This is a genomic window from Pseudonocardia sp. McavD-2-B (assembly GCF_024124365.1).
In the GTDB taxonomy this organism is placed as follows: Bacteria; Actinomycetota; Actinomycetes; order Mycobacteriales; family Pseudonocardiaceae; genus Pseudonocardia; species Pseudonocardia alni.
Genome location: NZ_JAMXSG010000018.1, coordinates 1 through 18,664 on the forward strand (window position 1 = coordinate 1; position 18,664 = coordinate 18,664).

Annotated in this window: 19 protein-coding genes; 9 read left to right on the forward strand and 10 right to left on the reverse strand. The window is 74.2% G+C overall.

Annotation, left to right across the window (positions count from 1 at the left end; genetic code table 11):
• Window positions 1-105: 105 nt before the first annotated feature.
• Window positions 106-1,365, forward strand: a complete 1,260-nt coding sequence (locus tag NH602_RS04860; protein WP_253067151.1) for a DEAD/DEAH box helicase — start codon at window positions 106-108, stop codon at window positions 1,363-1,365.
• A 45-nt stretch (window positions 1,366-1,410) separates the two neighbouring features.
• Here NH602_RS04860 and NH602_RS04865 read toward each other — a convergent pair whose 3' ends face one another.
• Together NH602_RS04865 and NH602_RS04870 are read right to left on the reverse strand one after the other, a co-directional pair.
• The gene (locus tag NH602_RS04865; RefSeq protein ID WP_073578144.1) at window positions 1,411-1,839 is read right to left on the reverse strand and encodes a lipopolysaccharide assembly LapA domain-containing protein; all 429 of its coding nucleotides are present in this window, start codon (window positions 1,837-1,839) and stop codon (window positions 1,411-1,413) included.
• A 344-nt stretch (window positions 1,840-2,183) separates the two neighbouring features.
• Window positions 2,184-2,648 carry a GNAT family N-acetyltransferase gene (locus NH602_RS04870; RefSeq protein WP_178376820.1) on the reverse strand — a complete coding sequence of 155 codons (465 nt, stop codon included), beginning with the start codon at window positions 2,646-2,648 and terminating at the stop codon, window positions 2,184-2,186.
• Between the two features lie 54 nt (window positions 2,649-2,702).
• Between NH602_RS04870 and NH602_RS04875 the strand changes: the two genes are divergently transcribed.
• Window positions 2,703-4,094, forward strand: a complete 1,392-nt coding sequence (locus NH602_RS04875) for a mycothione reductase (protein WP_179760712.1) — start codon at window positions 2,703-2,705, stop codon at window positions 4,092-4,094.
• Between the two features lie 3 nt (window positions 4,095-4,097).
• Here the strand turns inward: NH602_RS04875 and NH602_RS04880 are convergent, their stop codons facing one another.
• Window positions 4,098-4,907: a 1-acyl-sn-glycerol-3-phosphate acyltransferase gene (locus NH602_RS04880; protein ID WP_167410044.1), complete on the reverse strand. Its 810-nt coding sequence runs from the start codon at window positions 4,905-4,907 to the stop codon at window positions 4,098-4,100.
• A gap of 352 nt (window positions 4,908-5,259) precedes the next feature.
• Here NH602_RS04880 and NH602_RS04885 point away from each other — a divergent pair, with 352 nt between their 5' ends.
• The 7 genes from NH602_RS04885 to NH602_RS04915 are packed head-to-tail and all read left to right on the forward strand — an operon-like array spanning window position 5,260 to window position 12,060.
• Window positions 5,260-5,988 (forward strand): alpha/beta hydrolase, encoded by a 729-nt coding sequence (locus NH602_RS04885; protein WP_073578147.1) that lies wholly within the window; start codon window positions 5,260-5,262, stop codon window positions 5,986-5,988.
• Window positions 5,985-7,304, forward strand: coding sequence for an NAD(P)/FAD-dependent oxidoreductase (locus tag NH602_RS04890; protein ID WP_073578148.1), 1,320 nt, complete (start codon window positions 5,985-5,987; stop codon window positions 7,302-7,304). The genes NH602_RS04885 and NH602_RS04890 overlap by 4 nt, the downstream gene beginning before the upstream one ends.
• Entirely contained in the window at window positions 7,301-8,077 is a 777-nt protein-coding gene (locus tag NH602_RS04895) for a DUF1365 domain-containing protein (RefSeq protein ID WP_100880004.1), read from the forward strand. The genes NH602_RS04890 and NH602_RS04895 overlap by 4 nt, the downstream gene beginning before the upstream one ends.
• On the forward strand, window positions 8,074-9,381 hold the full coding sequence (locus NH602_RS04900) for a cyclopropane-fatty-acyl-phospholipid synthase family protein (protein WP_083659087.1): 1,308 nt from the start codon (window positions 8,074-8,076) through the stop codon (window positions 9,379-9,381). Before NH602_RS04895 ends, NH602_RS04900 begins: the two co-directional genes overlap by 4 nt.
• A gap of 11 nt (window positions 9,382-9,392) precedes the next feature.
• Window positions 9,393-10,757, forward strand: a complete 1,365-nt coding sequence (locus tag NH602_RS04905; RefSeq protein ID WP_253067139.1) for a cyclopropane-fatty-acyl-phospholipid synthase family protein — start codon at window positions 9,393-9,395, stop codon at window positions 10,755-10,757.
• Window positions 10,754-11,563, forward strand: a complete 810-nt coding sequence (locus tag NH602_RS04910) for a DUF1295 domain-containing protein (protein WP_253067140.1) — start codon at window positions 10,754-10,756, stop codon at window positions 11,561-11,563. Before NH602_RS04905 ends, NH602_RS04910 begins: the two co-directional genes overlap by 4 nt.
• 32 nt (window positions 11,564-11,595) lie before the next feature.
• Complete coding sequence (locus tag NH602_RS04915; protein WP_179760717.1) at window positions 11,596-12,060, forward strand: peroxiredoxin; 465 nt, start codon at window positions 11,596-11,598, stop codon at window positions 12,058-12,060.
• Between the two features lie 24 nt (window positions 12,061-12,084).
• Here the strand turns inward: NH602_RS04915 and map are convergent, their stop codons facing one another.
• The 7 genes from map to ispG all read right to left on the reverse strand — a co-directional run bounded on the left by map (window position 12,085) and on the right by ispG (window position 18,627).
• Complete coding sequence (gene map, locus NH602_RS04920; RefSeq protein WP_073578284.1) at window positions 12,085-12,942, reverse strand: type I methionyl aminopeptidase; 858 nt, start codon at window positions 12,940-12,942, stop codon at window positions 12,085-12,087.
• Between the two features lie 25 nt (window positions 12,943-12,967).
• Window positions 12,968-13,351: a DUF3054 domain-containing protein gene (locus NH602_RS04925; protein ID WP_083659088.1), complete on the reverse strand. Its 384-nt coding sequence runs from the start codon at window positions 13,349-13,351 to the stop codon at window positions 12,968-12,970.
• Window positions 13,352-13,408: 57 nt separating this feature from the next.
• The gene (locus NH602_RS04930) at window positions 13,409-15,241 is read right to left on the reverse strand and encodes a penicillin-binding transpeptidase domain-containing protein (protein WP_179760718.1); all 1,833 of its coding nucleotides are present in this window, start codon (window positions 15,239-15,241) and stop codon (window positions 13,409-13,411) included.
• A 52-nt stretch (window positions 15,242-15,293) separates the two neighbouring features.
• Complete coding sequence (locus NH602_RS04935) at window positions 15,294-15,740, reverse strand: MarR family winged helix-turn-helix transcriptional regulator (RefSeq protein ID WP_253067141.1); 447 nt, start codon at window positions 15,738-15,740, stop codon at window positions 15,294-15,296.
• 38 nt (window positions 15,741-15,778) lie between these two features.
• Complete coding sequence (locus NH602_RS31800; RefSeq protein WP_253067142.1) at window positions 15,779-16,489, reverse strand: CPBP family intramembrane glutamic endopeptidase; 711 nt, start codon at window positions 16,487-16,489, stop codon at window positions 15,779-15,781.
• A gap of 101 nt (window positions 16,490-16,590) precedes the next feature.
• The gene (locus NH602_RS04945; RefSeq protein ID WP_100879998.1) at window positions 16,591-17,424 is read right to left on the reverse strand and encodes a GNAT family N-acetyltransferase; all 834 of its coding nucleotides are present in this window, start codon (window positions 17,422-17,424) and stop codon (window positions 16,591-16,593) included.
• A gap of 45 nt (window positions 17,425-17,469) precedes the next feature.
• The gene (gene ispG, locus NH602_RS04950; RefSeq protein WP_174565920.1) at window positions 17,470-18,627 is read right to left on the reverse strand and encodes a flavodoxin-dependent (E)-4-hydroxy-3-methylbut-2-enyl-diphosphate synthase; all 1,158 of its coding nucleotides are present in this window, start codon (window positions 18,625-18,627) and stop codon (window positions 17,470-17,472) included.
• Window positions 18,628-18,664: the final 37 nt, after the last annotated feature.

Genomic DNA, 18,664 nt, shown 5'->3' on the forward strand with positions numbered 1-18,664 from the left:
GGTGGTGGCGCCGCCGCAGCGTCGCGTCCGGCCCCGGCCCGCGCCGCCGCCGTCGCCGCCCCGAAGGCGGAGCCGGAGCCGCAGTGGGTCGAGCCCGAGGACGGCATGCCGTCGTTCGCCGAGCTGGGCCTGCCCGAGCGCCTGACCACGGCACTGGCCGAGCAGGGCTTCACCGCCCCGTTCCCGGTGCAGGCGGCCACGCTGCCCGACACCCTCGCCGGGCGCGACCTGCTCGGACGCGGCCAGACCGGGTCCGGCAAGACCCTCGCCTTCGGGCTCGCGCTGCTGGCCCGCCTGGCCGGGGAGCGCTCCCGCCCGACCGCCCCGCGCGGCCTGGTGCTGGTCCCGACCCGCGAGCTCGCCACCCAGGTCGTCGAGGTCCTGGCTCCGCTGGCGAAGGCGGTCGACCTGCGGGTGACCGACATCGTCGGCGGGATGTCGATGAACAAGCAGGTCGCCGAGCTCCGGCGCGGGGTCGACCTGCTGGTCGCCACCCCGGGCCGGCTGGCCGACCACCTGCAGCAGCGCACCTGCGACCTGTCCGAGGTCACGATCACCGCGCTGGACGAGGCCGACCGCATGGCCGACATGGGCTTCCTGCCCCAGGTCCGCGCGATCCTCGACCGCACCCCCGCCGACGGGCAGCGTCTGCTGTTCTCCGCAACCCTCGACGGTGACGTCGACACGCTGGTCCGGCGCCACCTCACCGACCCGGTGACCCGCTCGGTCGCCCCGCCGACCGGCAGCGTCGCGACGATGGAGCACCACGTGCTCGTCGTCGACCGCGACGACCGGTCCCGCGTCGTCGCCGAGATCGCCGCCCGGGAGGGCCGCACGATCCTGTTCGTGCGCACCAAGCACGGCGCCGACCGGATGGTGCGGGTGCTGCGCCGCGAGGGCGTCGCCGCCGGCCCGCTGCACGGTGGCCGCTCGCAGAGCCAGCGCAACCGCGCGCTCGACGACTTCCGCTCCGGTGCGGTGCCGGTGCTCGTCGCGACCGACGTCGCGGCCCGCGGCATCCACATCGACGACGTCGGGCTCGTCGTGCACGTCGATCCGCCCGCCGACCCCAAGGCCTACCTGCACCGTGCCGGGCGTACCGCCCGGGCCGGTGAGGACGGTGTCGTCGTGACGCTGGCGATGCCCGAGCAGCGCGCCGAGGTGGACCTGCTCACCCGCCAGGCCGGGGTCTCCGCCGAGGTCTCGACGGTCCGCCCGGGTCACCCCGACCTGGTCCGCGTGACCGGAGCGCGGGAGCCGTCCGGCGAGCCGATCGTCGTCGCCAAGCCGCCGAAGCCGGCACCCCGCCGCCGCCCGGCCGCGGGCGGGGCCGCGCGCACCGACCGGCCGCGTCGCCGGCGCTGACCTCCACCCGGGTCGCGGCCGCATCGCCGGCCGCGCCCCGTGCGGTCAGCCCCGGCGCGCCTGCCGGCGCAGCTGCAGGATCCGGCCCGTCCCGGGCACGGCGACCAGCAGGATCCCGGCGATCGCGGCGAACAGCAGCGCCACCCCGGTGGGCAGCGTCCCGGTCAGCCACAGGAAGTTGATCGCGACCGGCTCGGTGTTCTGCAGGATGAACACCAGCAGGAAGATCAGCACGACCGCCGAGAGGATCAGCGCGGCCCACAGCCCGCCGGTGCGGGTGTGCGGGATCGCGCGCTTCTCGGTGGTGGCCTCGGAGTCCGGGCCGCCGCCCTCCACCGGCACCGCCACGGTCGGCTGATCGGCCGTGGGGTCGGGTGTGCGCAGCGCCGGATGGGTCGCCGGGTCCGCCGTCGGGTCCTCCGGTCCGACCCGACCCCAGGCCGGGGAGTCGCCGCCCCGTCGGTCGTCGCTCATCCGTTCCGCCTTCCTCTCCCAGCGTGTCCGCTCGTGCACCCTCTGGGTCCGGGCACGCGCGGGAGTATCGCGCACTCGGCGTCCCGGCGACGGCGACGCGCGGGGCACGCCCGTCGTCCGGTCGTGCCCCACCGGCCGAGGACCTGCCGTCGGGCCGGCAGCGACGCCGGACCCCGCGGGGAGCGCACGTGGACCACGCCGAAGCCGTCCGGATCTTCTTCGCCGCCGCACCGGACGGGGTCGGGCCGGCCGGCGCGGTGACCGGCGGCGCGCCGGCCCGCCGGCTGCGCGACGCGCTCGAACCGGTCGCGGTGCACGCAGGCGGGCCGCGGGCCGAGCCCCGCTCAGGAGCGGCGGCGCTCCATCGGGACGTGCGGGATGCCGTCCTCGACGAACCGCTCCCCCGCCGGCACGAATCCGTGCCGCGCGTAGAACGGCTCCTGGACCTCCTGGGCGTCGAGCACGCAGGGGCGGTCCCCGACCTCGGCGAGCACCGAGTCCATCAGCCGGTGCCCCAGCCCACGTCCGCGCGCGTCGGCGCGGGTGCAGACCCGGCCGATCCGCAGCACCCCGCCGGGATCGGCCAGCAGCCGCAGGGTCGCGACGACCGTGCCGCCGTCGGCCAGCCAGTGGTGCCGGGTGCGCGGTTCGAGGTCGCGCCCGTCGAGCTCCTGGTAGGGGCACTCCTGCTCGACGACGAAGATCGCGGTGCGCAGCGCGAGCAGCGCGTACAGGGTGGCCGGGTCGAGGTCGGCGGCCCAGGCGCGGTGCAGGGTCGGGGTCGCCGCGGCCGGTGTGGGAACGGTCATCCGCAGAGGGGTACCAGAGCGTCGCGGGCCCGCGGAAGCGGTTAGCCTCGCGACGTGGCCCACCATGATCTGGTCGTCATCGGCACCGGTTCCGGAAACACCTTCATCGACGAACGCTTCGCCGATCTCGACGTCGCGATCGTCGAGCACGGGGTGTTCGGCGGGACCTGTCTGAACGTCGGCTGCATCCCGACCAAGATGTACGTCTACGCCGCGGACGTCGCCGAGACCATCCGGCACGCGCACACCTACGGCGTCGACGGCACCGTCGACAAGATCCGCTGGGCCGACATCCGGGACCGGGTGTTCGGCCGGATCGACCCGATCTCCGACGGTGGGCGCTCCTACCGGGTCGACCGCAGCCCCAACGTCACCGTGTACTTCGGGCACGCCCGCTTCACCGGCGAGCGCGAGCTGGGCGTCGAGCGCACCGACGGCTCCGGCACCGACACCGTCACCGGCGACCGGATCGTCATCGCCGCCGGGTCGCGGCCGAGCATCCCGCCGCTGGTCCGCGACGCCGGTGTGCCGTTCGAGACCTCCGACACCGTGATGCGGATCGACGACGTCCCGCGCCGGCTCGCGATCCTCGGCGGCGGCTACATCGCGTCCGAGTTCGCGCACGTGTTCTCCGCGCTCGGCGCCGAGGTCACCGTGATCGCCCGCGGACCGAAGCTGCTGCGCCACCTCGACGACACGCTGTCCGACCGGTTCACCGAGGTCGCCACCGCCCGCTGGGACTGCCGGCTGGGCCGTCAGGTCACCGCGCTGTCCGGCGACGGCAGCGGCGGCCCCGGCGAGGTGGAGATCACCCTCGACGACGGCTCCACCGTCGTCGCCGACACGCTGCTCGTCGCCACCGGCCGGATGCCCAACGGCGACCGGATGGACCTGGACCGGGGCGGCGTGACCGTGCACGCCGACGGCCGGGTCGCCGTCGACGAGTACCAGCGCAGCGTCTCCGCCGCGGGCGTGTGGGCGCTGGGCGACGTGAGTTCGCCCCACCAGCTCAAGCACGTGGCCAACCACGAGGCCAAGATCGTCGGGCACAACCTGGCGCACCCGGACGACCTGCGCGCCACCAACCACGACTTCGTCCCGGCCGCGGTGTTCACCGAGCCGCAGATCGCCTCGGTCGGCATGACCGAGACCGAGGCCCGCGACGCCGGGTTCGACATCGCGGTCAAGGTGCAGAACGTCGGCGACGTCGCCTACGGCTGGGCGATGGAGGACCGCACCGGCATCTGCAAGCTGGTCGCGGAGAAGGGCACCGGACGGCTGCTGGGCGCGCACCTGCTCGGGCCGCAGGCGTCGACGCTGGTCCAGCAGCTGATCCAGGCGATGGTGTTCGGCCAGACGGTCTCCGAGATCGCGACCGGGCAGTACTGGATCCACCCGGCGCTGCCCGAGGTCATCGAGAACGCCCTGCTGGGGCTGGAGATCTGAGGCTCAGCCGGCGGCGCGCTCGGCCGGGTCGAGCGGGTCGCCGGGCGCCTCCGGGCGCGGCCGCGCCTCCGGGTCGTACGGCGTCGCCGGGCGGGTCTCCTCGCGCAGCTCCTCGAGCAGCCCGGTCACCGCGTCCATGATCTTCGCGGTGGCCGCGTCTAAGGTGGTCTTCGTGAGCGGCTTCCCGGCGAACTCCGAGAGGTCCACCGGCGGGCCCAGCGCGACCGTGACCCGCTTGCGCGGGAACGGCGTCGGCTTCCCGTCGGCGGGCAGGAAGTCCTGGGTGCCCCAGTTCGCCATCGGGATCACCGGGGCGCCGGAGCGCAGCGCGATCCGGGCGACGCCGTTTTTCGGCTTCATCGGCCAGTGCCCGGGGTCGCGGGTGTAGGTGCCCTCCGGGTAGATCGCGACGATCTCCCCGCGCTCCAGGGCGTCGATCGAGCCGGTGAACGACTCCGCCGCCCGCTTCGACGACCGGTACACCGGGATGTGCCCGCCGTGCCCGAGTACCCACTTCACCACCGGCACCGACCACAGCTCACCCTTGGCCAGGAACCGCGGGATCCGGCCGTGCGCCGTGCCGAAGGCGATGTCGAAGATCGGGTCGGAGAACGAGACGTGGTTGCCGACCAGCAGGGCGCCGCCGGTGCGCGGCAGGTGCTCCGCGCCGCGCCAGCCCAGCCGGGTCCCGAAGACGACGAACGGCCAGATCACCGCGATCGCGAGCCCGAACCAGAAGCCCGACCCGCGACGCCGGCGTCGCACCGTCGCCACGACCTTCTGCCACACCGTCAGCTCCGGTGGCACGCCCATCGTCGTCGTCCTCTCCCCGCCCGTCCGTCCGCAGCGCCCGGTCCCGGGCGCACGACCATCTTCGCCCCTCACGACGACCGGGTGTGCCCGTGGTCCTACCCACCCCGGCCGTGACCACCGGGGGTGACACAGACCTCACCCGTTCGAGCGATCCCCGCGCGCCGAGATGTCTCGACGAGCAAGGTACTGCGGACCCGATCTAGGGTCGACGGGTACGCACCGGTCGCGGACCGTGTCCGGGCCGACCCGATGTGAGGACGGTCCCACCGACCGTCCACCACCGGGTCGCCGGACGAACACGCGCCGAGACCGTCCCGGTGCCCCGTGCACCCCGTCCCCTGCGAGGCGCCCCGTGCCCGATCCGAGTCCGTGGCTGGAGAAGGCCGGCGACCGACACCCCGAACCGGCCGGTGTCGTGCTGGTCGCCCACGGCGGGAAGTCGCACTCCACGGCGCCCGCCCGGCGCGGGCTGGCACTGCTGCGCATGCTGCCGTTCGCGCACTCCCTGGAGCGCGGCGGGCGCGCCCATCGGACCGAGGTGGGCTCGGGCGTCGCGGTGCACCTGCTGCGCTACCGGCTGAAGGGCTGGAACGGCCCGGCCATGGACGCCTACCGCGACGCCGAGTGGGCCGTCCACGAGCTCGCGCGCCGCTACCCGGGACGCCCGGTCGTGCTCGTCGGGCACTCGATGGGTGCCCGCGCGGTGCTGCGGGCGGCGGGCGCCCCCGGCGTCGTCGCGGTGTGCGGGCTCGCCCCCTGGCTGGAGGGCTCCGACCCGGTCGACCAGCTCGCCGGGCGGTCGGTGCTGATCGCCCACGGTGACCGGGAGCGGATGACCGACCCCGCGGCGTCCTACGCCTACGCCCTGCGCGCCCGGTCGGTGACCGACCGGGTCGCCCGCTTCGACGTGCTCGGCGACGGCCACGCCATGCTCCGCCGCGCCGGTGACTGGACCTCCCTGGTGCGACGTTTCGCACTCGGCGAGCTCGGGGCCGAACCCCGTGACCCGGTCATCGCGAACGCCATGGCGGAACCCGCCCCGGCCGGGCTGCGGGTCGCCCTCGAAGGAGTTGACAGGTGAGTGCACCGCAGGCGCGTCCGACCGTCGCCGTGGTCGGCAGCGGGGTGTCCGGTCTGACGGCCGCCTACCTGCTGTCCCGCAGCCACGACGTGACGCTGTACGAGGCCGACGCCCGCCCCGGCGGGCACGCCCACACCCACGAGCTGGCGTCGTCGGACGGCGGGACCACCCACGTCGACTCCGGGTTCATCGTCCACAACGACCGCACCTACCCGAACCTGCTGCGCCTGTTCGGCGAGCTGGGGGTGTCCACCCAGGACTCCGACATGTCGATGTCGGTGCGCTGCGACGGCTGCGGGCTGGAGTACGCCGGTGCCCGCAAGCTGGGTGGTCTGTTCCCGCAGGCCTCCAACGTGGCCCGGCCGGCCTACCTGCGGATGCTCGGCGAGGTCGTGCGGTTCCACCGGCACGCACGCCGGGTTCTCGCGTACGAGGAGCGGGCGGCGGCGCCGGATCTCACCACGCTCGGGGCGTTCCTCGCGATCGGCGGCTACTCCCGCTACTTCGTGCAGCACTTCATGATCCCGGTGGTGTCCTGCGTGTGGTCGGCGGGCGCGGCGCTCTCGCTGGACTACCCGGCGCGCTACCTGTTCACCTTCCTCGACCACCACGGCATGCTCGGGATCGGCGGCTCTCCGCAGTGGCGGACCGTCACCGGCGGGTCCCGCTCCTATGTGGACCGTGTCGTCAAGCAGCTCCCGGCGGTGCGCACCGCGACGCCGGTCCGCTCGGTCCTGCGCTCGACCGCGGGCGTCGAGGTCCGCGACGACGCCGACGCCGTCGCCGCGTTCGACCACGTCGTGCTCGCGACCCATCCCGACCAGGCGCTGGCGGTCCTCGGCGACGGCGCCACCGCCGACGAGCGGGCCGTGCTGGGGGCGTTCACCTACTCCCGCAACGAGACCTGGCTGCACCACGACACCTCGCTGCTGCCGCGCCGACCCGGCGCCCGGGCGTCCTGGAACTATCTCAAGCCCGCCTGCGCGGATGCCACGGGCGGGCCGGGCGGATCCGAGGGCACCGCGGCCCCGGTCCTGGTCAGCTACGACATGAACCGGCTGATGCGCCTCACCGACCCCGACGACTGGGTGGTCACGCTGAACGGCGCCGGGCGGATCGACCCGGACGCCGTCGTCGCGCGGATGACCTACGAGCACCCGGTGTACACGCCGGATTCGGTGGCCGCCCAGCGCCGCCTGCCGGAGCTGAACACCCCGGTCACCGCCTACGCCGGTGCCTACCACGGCTGGGGCTTCCACGAGGACGGCTGCGCCTCGGGCGTGCGCGCCGCCCGCGCGCTCGGGGTGAGCTGGTGAGCACCCCGGCGCTCTACGACGCCGAGGTCCGTCACGCCCGCCGGCGCGACCTGGAGACGGCGTTCTCGCACCCGATCTACTACTGGCTCGTCGACCTGGACGCGCTGCCGCGGCTGCCGTTCTGGCTGCGCCCGTTCGCGCGCTTCGACGCCCGCGACCACCTCGGGGACCCGGAGCGCGGGATCCGGGAGAACGTCGACACCTACCTGGCCGCGCACGGCATCGACCTGGCCGGGGGCCGGGTCCTGATGCTCGCCCACGCCCGGGTGCTCGGCTACGTGTTCAACCCGATCTCGGTGTTCTGGTGCCACCGCGCCGACGGCACCCTCGCCTGCGTGGTCGCGGAGGTGCACAACACCTACGGCGAGCGGCACTGCTACCTGCTGCACCCCGACCCGTCGGGGCGGGCGGGCGTGGACAAGGAGTTCTACGTCTCGCCGTTCCTCACGGTCGACGGCCACTACACGATGCGCCTGCCCGAGCCCGACGACCGGCTCGGCATCGCGATCACGCTGCACCAGGACGGTGCGCCCGCGTTCGTCGCCACCCTGGCGGGGATCCGCAGGCCCGCGACCACCCGGCAGGTGGCGCGCACGGTGCTGCGCCGCCCGCTCGTCACCCAGCGGACCGCGGCGCTGATCCGGCGGCACGGCATCGCGCTGTGGACGAAGCTGCCGGTCGTGCCGAAACCGGCCCGGCCACCACAGAACCGCGCAGGCCTCCCCGACGAACACTCCACACAGGATCAGCACCAGGAAGGGGTCACGCGATGACCATGCAGCACGACGGGATCGCCGTGCCCACCTCCGGTGGCGCGCGCGGCACCCGGCCCCGCACGCACGCCGTGCCCCGCCCCAACGAGGGTGTGTGGCCCGGTCTGGCGACACCGCCCGTGGCTCCGGCCAAGGCCCGGATCGCGGAGTCGCTGTTCCGCAACGCGGTCCGGTCGCTGCCGGTGCGTGTGGTGTTCCCCGGCGGGGAGCGGCTCGGTGCGGGCGGCCCGACCTCGCCGGTCATGCGCATCGAGCGCCCGTCGGCGTTCTTCCACCGGCTCGGCGCGAACTCCAAGATCGGTTTCGGCGAGTCGTACATGGTCGGCGACTGGACGACCACCGACCTGCCCGGGCTGCTCACCCCGTTCGCCGCCCGGCTGTCGACGCTGGTGCCGCCCGCCCTGCAGCGGCTGGGCCGCCGGTTCGCCGAGGCCCGCCGGCCCACCGCCGAGGTCAACTCGGTCGAGGGGTCGCGGGAGAACATCCACCGCCACTACGACCTGTCCAACGAGCTGTTCTCGCTGTTCCTCGACGACACCATGTCCTACTCCGCCGGCTGGTTCGCCGACGGTTCCGACGACCTCGTCCTCGCCCAGGAACGCAAGATCGACGGCATCCTGGACATGGCGGGCGTCGAGGCCGGGATGCACGTGCTGGAGATCGGCACCGGCTGGGGCGGGCTCGCGACGCGGGCCGCGCAGCGCGGCGCCCGGGTCACCACGCTGACGATCTCGCAGGAGCAGAAGACCCTCGCCGAGGCGCGGCTCGCCGAGGCGGGCGTGGCCGACCGGGTGCAGGTGCTGCTGCGCGACTACCGCGAGGCCCAGGGCTCCTACGACGCCGTCGTGTCGGTCGAGATGATCGAGGCCGTCGGCGTCGAGTACTGGCCGACGTACTTCGCCGCACTGGACCGGCTGCTCAAGCCGGGCGGGCGGGTCGGCCTGCAGTCGATCACGATGCCGCACGACCGGATGATGGTCGCCCGCAACGACTACACCTGGATCCACAAGTACGTCTTCCCCGGCGGGATCATCCCGTCGGTCGAGGCCATCGAGGACAACCTCGCCCGGCACACCGGCGGGCTGCACGTCGCCGAGCGCCGGAGCCTGGGCTACGACTACGCCCGCACCCTGGGCCACTGGCGCACCCGCTTCCTCGCTCGGTGGGACGAGGTCGAGGCGCTCGGCTTCGACGAGACGTTCCGGCGGATGTGGGAGTTCTACCTCGGCTACTGCGAGGCCGGGTTCCGCGTCGGCTACCTCGACGTCGTCCAGTTCTCGCTGCAGCGCCGCCCGTCCTTCTGAGAGGTGCCCCCATGACCACCACCCCCGCGGAGCGCCTCACCTCGCTCCTGGAGGACGTCCTCGGCGCCCCGCTCCCGGTGCGGCTCCGCGCCTGGGACGGCAGCGAGGCCGGTCGGACCGGCACCCCCGCCGACCCGAACCCACCGACGGTGATCGTGAACCGCCGCCGGGCCCTGCGCCGGCTGCTGTGGGCGCCGGGTGAGCTCGGCCTGGCCCGCGCGTTCGTCTCCGGTGACCTGTCCGTCGACGGTGACGTCGCCGACGGGCTGTCCCGGTTCTGGGCGCTCACGAAGCCGGGGACCGGTTCGGCGACGCTCGACCTGCGTCAGAAGCTGGGTGCGCTGGGCACCGCGGCCCGGCTCGGTGCCGTCGGCACCCCGCCGCGGCCGCCGGCGTCGGAGGCCCGGCTGGGCGGGCGGCGGCACAGCCGTCGCCGCGACCGCGACGCGATCAGCCACCACTACGACCTGTCGAACGAGTTCTACGCCTTCCTGCTCGACCCGCAGATGGCGTACTCGTGCGGCTACTGGACCCGCGACGAGGGCCCCGACTACACCCTGGTCGACGCCCAGCGCGACAAGCTGGACCTGATCTGCCGCAAGCTCGGCCTGGCGCCGGGGATGCGGCTGCTCGACGTCGGCTGCGGGTGGGCCTCGCTGCTCGTGCACGCGGCCGAGCACTACGGCGTGCACGCCACCGGCGTCACGCTCTCGGCCCAGCAGCGCGACTACGGCGTCGAGCGGGTCCGCCGTGCCGGGCTGTCCGAGCGGGTGGAGATCCGGTTGCAGGACTACCGCGAGATCTCCGAGCAGCCCTTCGACGCCGTGTCCTCCATCGAGATGGGCGAGCACGTCGGGCAGGAGAACTACGGCGTCTACGCCGCACAGCTGCACCGCATGCTGCGCCCGCACGGACGCCTGCTGCTGCAGCAGATGTCGCGCGGGTCGGTCGGGGCGAACACCGCACCGGGCGGCGGCGCGTTCATGGAGGCCTACGTCGCGCCGGACATGTACATGCGCCCGCTCGGTGAGACCCTCGGGTTCCTGGAGCAGGCCGGGCACGAGATCGTCGACGTGCACTCGCTGCGCGAGCACTACGTGTGGACGGTCCGGCCCTGGTTGGAGACGCTGCAGGCGCACCGCGACACCGCGGTCCGGATGATCGGCGAGGAGCAGTGGCGGATCTGGCTGCTGTACCTGGCCGGTGCCGCGCTGGCGTTCGAGGAGAACCGGATGGGCGTGCACCAGATCCTCACCGTCCGCCCCGGCGTCGACGGCACCTCCGGGCTCCCGCGCAGCCGCACCGGGATCCTGGGGCTCGACCCGGCCGTCGGGTCCGCCCCGGCGGGCGCGCCGTCGCCGGCCGCGACAGCATGACCGGAGTGAACCCGTTCCCCTGGGCGGCGTGGGCCGTCAACCTCGGCGTCACCGCCGTCGCCGTCGCCGTGCTCATGGCCCTCGCGTACGCGATCGGGGTGCGGCGCGGCCGGCACGACGGCGTCGACGTCGTCTGGGGGCTCGGGTTCGTGTGGGTCGCGTTCGTCACCGCGGTGACCGCGACGGCCCTCGACCCGACCGGCGACGGCTGGCGGCGCGCCCTGGTGGTCGTGCTCGTCGCGGTGTGGGGCGGGCGGCTGGCCCGCCACATCGCGCGGCGCAACCACGGGAAGCCCGAGGACCGGCGTTACGTCGACCTGCGCGAGCGCGGCTCGATCGGCCGGCGCGTCTACCTCACCCAGGGCGCGGTGATGTGGGTCGTCTCGCTCCCCGTGCAGGTCGCCCAGTACGGCACCGCGACCACCGGATGGCTGGTCGCCGTCACCGTGGTCGGCGTGCTCGTCTGGGCGGTCGGGTTCACCTTCGAGTCCGTCGGCGACGCCCAGCTGGCCCGGTTCACCGCCGACCCCGCGAACCGCGGCGAGGTGATGGACCGCGGCCTGTGGCGGTTCACCCGCCACCCCAACTACTTCGGCGACGCCTGCGTCTGGTGGGGCCTGGGCATCCTCGCCCTGCACCACCCGGCCGGGCTGATCGGCCTCGTCGGGGTCGCCGTGATCACGGCGAACCTGATGAAGGGCACCGGCGCGGCGCTGCTGGAACGCGACATCGCCGACCGGCGCCCCGGCTACGCCGACTACGTCCGCCGCACCAGCGGGTTCCTCCCGCTGCCCCCACGTTCCTGACCCACCCCGCACCCGCGACCCGAGGAGACACCATGGCCGTCGGCGACACCGCCACCGACTTCGAGCTGCCCGACGAGGCCGGCGCACCGCGTCGGCTGTCCGACCTGCTGGCCGCCGGGCCCGTCGTCCTGTTCTTCTACCCGGCCGCGATGACCGGTGGCTGCACCGCCGAGGCCTGCCACTTCCGGGACCTCGCGGCCGAGTTCGCCGAGGTCGGGGCGCAGCCGGTCGGGATCTCCTCGGACCGGCCGGACAAGCAGAACATGTTCGCCGCCGCGAACGGCCTCGGGTTCCCGCTGCTGTCCGACGCCGACCACACCGTCGCGAGGTCCTTCGGTGCCTACCGCGCCTGGCTCCCGGGGAACTTCCACACCCGCCGCAGGACGTTCGTGATCGGCCCGGACCGCGCCGTCCTCGCCGAGATCGGGTCCGAGACCGACATGAACAAGCACGCCGACGAGGCGCTGGCCCTGCTGCGCGAACGCGCCGCCGCCTGACCTCCCACGCCGGGCGGACCCGCCTCAGGGCAGGGTCAGGATCTCCGCGCCGTCGTCGGTCACCACGATGGTGTGCTCGAACTGCGCGACCCACGACTTGTCCTTGGTGACGACCGTCCAGTCGTCGTCCCAGGTGTCGTAGTCGATACCGCCGAGGGTGATCATCGGCTCGATGGTGAAGGTCATCCCCGGCTCGAGGACGGTGTGCACGTCGGGCTGGTCGTAGTGCAGCACGACCAGCCCGGAGTGGAACTCGTGGGCGATGCCGTGGCCGGTGAAGTCGCGGACCACGCCGTAGCCGAAGCGCTTGGCGTAGGACTCGATGACCCGGCCGACGACGTTCAGCTCACGCCCGGGGCGGACGGCCTTGATGGCGCGCATCGTGGCCTCGCGGGTGCGTTCGACGAGCAGCCGCGCCTCCTCCGACACGTCACCGGCGAGGAAGGTCGCGTTGGTGTCGCCGTGCACCCCGCCGACGAACGCGGTGACGTCGACGTTGAGCACGTCGCCGTCGTCGATCACGGTCGTGTCCGGGATGCCGTGGCAGATGACCTCGTTGAGGCTGGTGCAGCAGGACTTGGGGAAGCCGCGGTAGCCCAGCGTCGAGGGGTACGCGTCGTGGTCGACGAGGAACTCGTGGACCACGCGGTCGATCTCGTCGGTGGTGATGCCGGGGCGGACGGTCTCCCCCGCGAGCTGCAGCGCCTGGGCCGCGATCTTCCCGGCGTGGCGCATCAGCTCGATCGTCTCGGGCGTCTGGATGTCGCCGCGGCGGCTGCGTGCCGGGGCCGGCTTGCCGACGTACTCCGGACGCGGGATGTGCGACGGCACCTCGCGGCTTGGGGTCGGCGTACCGGGGACGAGCAGCGTGCGGGTCGACATGACCCCCATCGTACGTCCGGGGCCCTCAGCGGGTCGGGGTGCGCGGGGCCCGCATCCGCGCGACGGCGGCGGAGATCCCCCGCCAGCCCAGCAGCAGCACCGCCAGCGAGATCGTCGCGACGACGGCGAACGACAGCGGCAGCCGCCCCAGGAACCCCAGCCGCAGCACGAGCCCGACGACCACGGCCCCGGCGAGCACGACCGCCCCGGCGCGCAGCGACGCCGGCGCCGACCGCACCCACGGCGTCGCCCGGGCCACCGCGACCCCCAGCGCGAACGGCAGCGCGGTGCCGAGCAGGCCGAGCACGCTGTCGGCCTCGGCGTGGCTCAGCCTCCCGAGGGCGGCGAACACCACGACGGCGACGAGGTCGGCCACGAACGCCAGGGCGGGGATCCGGCTGGGGTGCACGACGACCAGGGTAGGGCGCCCGGCGCCACGCCGTCCCGCCGCCGCCCGGCCGGTCGCTCAGCGCGGGACGCCCGCCAGGAAGCGCGCCGTCATCTGCACCGCGGGCCCGGACGACCCGCCGTCGACGATGAGGGTGGCGAAGGCCAGGTCACCGCGGTAGCCGGTGAACCAGCCGTGCGAGCGGTTGCCGCCGTCGGGGCCCGCGTACTCGGCGGTGCCGGTCTTGCCGTACACCTCGCCCTGCCCGGCGGCGGCCCGCGCCGTCCCGGAGGTGACGACGGCCCGCATCATCGGGCGCAGCTGGTCGAGCACCGCGCGGTCCGGGGTGCCCGGCGCGACGGCGGCCTCGGTCGTCGCCCCGCGGATCAGCGACGGCGTGACGGGCGCGCCGTGCTGGACCGTCGCCGACACCAGCGCCATGCCGAACGGGGAGGCGAGGACGTCGCCCTGGCCGAAGCCGTCGCTGGCCCGCTGCAGGTCGTCGGTGGCGGGTGAGACGGTGCCGGTGATCGTCGTCATCCCGGGGATCTTCCAGTCCGCGCCGAAGCCGAGCGCCTTCCCGGCGTCCGGGAGGCCGCCGGGGGGCAGGCCGAGGGCGAGCCGGGAGAACGTGGTGTTGCAGGACTGCGCGAACGCCTCGGTCAGCGGCACGGTGCCGAGCACGAAGGAGTCCTCGTTGGGGATGGTGCGCCCGTCGATGACGGTGGTGCCGGGGCACTCGACCGGGGACTGCGGGGTGAGGTTCTCCGCCGGCATCGCCCCGTACGCGGTGACGATCTTGAAGGTGGAGCCGGGCGGGTAGCGGCCGGTCAGGGCCAGCGCGCCGTCGCGGTCGGCGGCCGCGTTCTGCGCCACCGCGAGCACCGCCCCGGTGGACGGCCGGATCGCGACGATCATGGCCTGCTTGGAGTCGGCGTCGACGGCGGCCTGCGCCGCGTCCTGCACGGTGCGGTCCAGCTCCAGGGTGACCGGCTTCCCCGGCCCAGCGGGCTGCCCGGCCACCGAGCGGACGGTCTCGCCGCGGGCGCCGACGACGTCGACCGACCAGCCGGGCGTCCCGCCGGCGGCCTTCTCGATGTCGGCGCGGGCGCCCTGCATCAGCTGCCCCGCGAAGCCCTGGTCGGGCGGCAGCAGGCGCGTCGAGGACACGAACCGGACGCCGGGCAGGTCGTAGATCCGGTCGCGGACCCGCTGGTAGTCGGGCTCCCGCAGCACGACGACGGTGTAGGCCTGCCCGTCCGGCACGGCGTTCGCGCCCGCGGTGATGCTCGACGCCGTGATCGCGGGGTCGATCGTGCCCAGTGCGGAGCCGAGCCCACCCGCGGCCTGCCCGACCTGCGCCTTGTCCAGGGTGACGGTGACGACCGGGGTGGGCGCGAGCAGCGTGGCCCCGCCGGCGTCGAGGACGGGCGCCGGGGCGGCGGTCACGGTGCGGGTCACCGGGCGCTGGCCGTCGGTGAGCCCCGGCGCGAACGCGGCGGGCGACCAGTCGACCGCCCAGCCGGTGTCGTTGCCCGCGGCGTCGTCGGCGGCGACGAGCGGCAGGTCCAGGGTGTAGTTCCAGGCCCGGCCCTGCCCCAGGTCCCAGGCGACCTCCACCGTCGACGTCGCGCGGTCGCCGTCGGTGCGGGTGCCGGTCACCCGGGCGGTCATGCCGGCCGGGGCGAGGTCGTCGCGGGACTTCTGCAGGTAGGCGCCCGCCGTCTCCGCGTCCGTGGTGTAGACGGCCGCGCCCGGCGCGTCCCCCGCGGCCCAGGCCGTGACGTACCGCTCGGCGGTCGTCCCGGCACCTCCCCAGGGGCGCAGCAGCGCCACCACGACACCCACCGCGACGAGCACGACGATCGCGGCGGCCAGGACCAGGGGGCGCTTCCGCAGGGTGGCGATCACGATCAGCGAGTATGCCGCGCCCGGTGTGAGGCCCGGGTGTCCGGGCGCCCCGTCAGTCCTCCGCCGCGGCCAGCGTCTCCCGCACGGTGCGCAGCATCGCGGTCAGCTCCGCGGTCCGGCCCGCGTCGAGGCCGATCGCGTCCGGTGCGGAGAAACCCTGCACCAGCGGCCGGGCCCGCTCCAGCGCGGCACGGCCGTCGTCGGTGAGCTCCAGACCGGCCCGCCGGCCACGGCCGCCAGGTCCGTCGCGGCGGACGAGGCCGCGGGCGACGAGGTCGGCGACCAGCTCCCCCACGCTCTGCGGGCGCAGCAGGACGATCCGGGCGAGCTCGGCCTGCGACGGCGGCGGCCCGCCCGTCCGTTCGCGGTCGGCGAGCTCGGCGAGCACGCCGAAGCCGGTCGCGGTCAGGCCGGCCCGGGCGAACACCCGGTGGAATCCCCGGGCGACGACGTGGGCCGTCCGGATGAGCTCCCAGAGCGGCACGTCCTCGTCGGGCACGGACCGACGCTATCAGGCGCCTGGTAGCTGCCGGTCGCTCACAGCACCCCGGCGAACGCCAGCGCGACGACCTGGGCCATGGCGTTGTGCACCAGGTGCGTGACCACCCCCGGCCACACCGAGCCGCTGCGTCGGCGCAGCTCACCCGCGACCAGCCCGACGACCAGCGCCGTCAGGAACACCACGTTCAGCCCGTGCGCCAGCGCGAACACCACGGCGCTGCCCAGCACACCGACGACGGCGCCGTAGCGCAGCAGCGCCGAGGTGACCACCCCGCGGAACAGCAGCTCCTCCCCCAGCGGTGTCAGCACCGCGAGGAACAGCAGCGACAGCGCCACCGACCAGGCCCCGCCGCTGCCCGCGTCGGCGTAGGCGCCCTGGATGTTCTCCGGCTCGATCCCGAGCGCGACCATCCCGACCACCAGCAGCCGGCTGACGACGAACGCCAGGACCGCCCCGGCGGCGCCGAGCAGCAGCCAGCGCACGGACGTCGCCCGCACGCCGAACTCCGGCAGCGGGCGACGCCGGACCGCGACGGCCGCGGCGAACCCGGCGACGCCCGCGATCCCCGACAGCGCCGCGAGGAACAGGCCCCCGGCGAGCGGACCGGGGTCGAGGGTCCGCAGCACCAGCGGTCCGCCCCCGTAGGCGACGGCGGCCAGCACGACCAGGCCGACGACGACCTCCACCCACCCCGGGCGCGGACCGGTCCCGGTGACGACCGGCGACGCGGAGCTGGAACGGGACACGACGACCTCCCTGCTCGTGGTGGCGCGGCGGATGTCCGCAGCCACGGCCGAGTCGACACCGTGCCGTTGCGGCACGGTCAAGCACCGCGACCCGATCGTGCTCAGAACAGGACGGTGGCGAACCGCGCGACCTGCACGAACCCGACCCGCTGGTACGCGGACCGGGCCGGTGCGTTGAAGGCGTTGACGTACAGGCTGGCGCGGCGGCCCATCCCGGCGAGCGCGACCGCGACCGCCGACGTCCCGGCCGTGCCGAGCCCGTGCCCGCGCCAGGCCGGGTCCACCCAGACCCCCTGGATCTGGCCGACGGTGCGCGACAGGGCGCCGATCTCGGCCTTGAACACGACTTCACCGTCGTGGAACCGGGCGAACGCCCGCCCGGACGTGATCAGCTCGGCGACCCGGGCCCGGTAGCCCGCCCCGCCGTCGCCCTCGCGGGGGTCGACGCCGACCTCCTCGGTGAACATCGCGACGGCGGCCGGCAGGTAGCGGTCGAGTTCGGAGATCCGGACCGGACGCACCCGGGCGTCGGGCGCGATCATCGGCGGCCGTTCGAGGGTCATCAGCGGCTGGTCGGGCCGGATCTCGCGGGCCGGGCCCCAGCCCGGTGCGAGGTCCTCCCACAGCGGCAGGACGAGCTCGGCCCGCCCCACCAGCGACGAGCACACCCGTCCGGCCCGGCGGGCCCGGTCGGCGAAGGCACGCAGCGCCGCCCGGTCACCGCGCAACGGCACCAGGTTCGCCCCGGAGAAGCACAGACCGTCCGCCGGGGCCCCGTGGGACCACAGCTCACCACCCAGCCGCCACGGGTCGAGGCCGACCGCCTCGATACGGGAGGCGACCATGCACGCGGCGACCGGGTCGGCGTCGAGCACGTCGTGCACCCCGGAGCGGTGACGATCGTCGAGAAGCCGTGCTCCGGCCACCCTCAGCACGGGTTCATGATGCCACGCCGACGCCCGTCCGGTACCGGCACTCGCTCAGCCGACGGTCACCTGCGGTTCACCCGTCACACCGTCCACGCTCTCGCCCATCTCCTCGGCGAGCCGCATGGCCTCCTCGATCAGCGTCTCCACGATCTTGTGCTCGGGGACGGTCTTGATGACCTCGCCCTTGACGAAGATCTGGCCCTTGCCGTTGCCGGAGGCGACGCCGAGGTCGGCCTCGCGGGCCTCGCCGGGACCGTTGACGACGCAGCCCATGACGGCCACGCGCAGCGGGACCTCCATGCCGGTCAGCCCGGCGGTGACCTCGTCGGCGAGGGTGTAGACGTCGACCTGGGCCCGACCGCAGGACGGGCAGGACACGATCTCCAGCTTGCGCGGGCGCAGGTTCAGCGACTCCAGGATCTGCTGGCCGACCTTGATCTCCTCGACCGGCGGCGCGGACAGCGAGACCCGGATGGTGTCGCCGATGCCCTGGCGCAGCAGCGCCCCGAACGCCACGGCCGACTTGATCGTGCCCTGGAACGCGGGCCCGGCCTCGGTGACGCCCAGGTGCAGCGGGTAGTCGCACTGCTCAGCGAGCAGCTCGTAGGCCCGCACCATGACGACCGGGTCGTTGTGCTTGACCGAGATCTTGATGTCGTGGAAGTCGTGCTCGGCGAACAGGCCCGCCTCCCACATGGCCGACTCGGCGAGCGCCTCGGGCGTCGCCTTGCCGTACTTCTCCATCAGGCGCTTGTCGAGCGAGCCCGCGTTGACGCCGATCCGGATCGGCGTGCCGTGGTCCTTCGCGGCCTGCGCGATCTCCTTGACCTGGTCGTCGAACTTGCGGATGTTGCCCGGGTTCACCCGCACCGCGGCACAGCCGGCCTCGATCGCGGCGAACACGTACTTGGGCTGGAAGTGGATGTCGGCGATCACCGGGATCTGCGACTTCTGCGCGATCGCGGGCAGGGCCTCGGCGTCGTCGGCGGACGGGCAGGCGACGCGCACGATGTCGCAGCCGGCCGCGGTCAGCTCGGCGATCTGCTGGAGGGTCGCGTTGACGTCGGAGGTCAGGGTGGTCGTCATGGACTGGACGGAGATCGGGTGGTCGGATCCGACACCGACCGGGCCGACCTGCAGCTGCCGCGTCCTGCGGCGCGGGGCCAGGGTCGGCGCGGGCGCGGACGGCATACCCAGGGAGACGCTCACGACCTCCACTATCCCACCGTGCCGCGGGACCCGCCGT

What these genes read in the sequence shown, in the direction of transcription:
- NH602_RS04860 (WP_253067151.1), top strand. Translation starts at nt 106, where the DNA reads ATGCCGTCGTTCGCCGAGCTGGGCCTGCCCGAGCGCCTGACCACGGCA.
- NH602_RS04865 (WP_073578144.1), bottom strand. Translation starts at nt 1,839, where the DNA reads ATGAGCGACGACCGACGGGGCGGCGACTCCCCGGCCTGGGGTCGGGTC.
- NH602_RS04870 (WP_178376820.1), bottom strand. Translation starts at nt 2,648, where the DNA reads ATGACCGTTCCCACACCGGCCGCGGCGACCCCGACCCTGCACCGCGCC.
- NH602_RS04880 (WP_167410044.1), bottom strand. Translation starts at nt 4,907, where the DNA reads ATGGGCGTGCCACCGGAGCTGACGGTGTGGCAGAAGGTCGTGGCGACG.
- NH602_RS04900 (WP_083659087.1), top strand. Translation starts at nt 8,074, where the DNA reads ATGACCATGCAGCACGACGGGATCGCCGTGCCCACCTCCGGTGGCGCG.
- NH602_RS04905 (WP_253067139.1), top strand. Translation starts at nt 9,393, where the DNA reads ATGACCACCACCCCCGCGGAGCGCCTCACCTCGCTCCTGGAGGACGTC.
- NH602_RS04910 (WP_253067140.1), top strand. Translation starts at nt 10,754, where the DNA reads ATGACCGGAGTGAACCCGTTCCCCTGGGCGGCGTGGGCCGTCAACCTC.
- NH602_RS04915 (WP_179760717.1), top strand. Translation starts at nt 11,596, where the DNA reads ATGGCCGTCGGCGACACCGCCACCGACTTCGAGCTGCCCGACGAGGCC.
- map (WP_073578284.1), bottom strand. Translation starts at nt 12,942, where the DNA reads ATGTCGACCCGCACGCTGCTCGTCCCCGGTACGCCGACCCCAAGCCGC.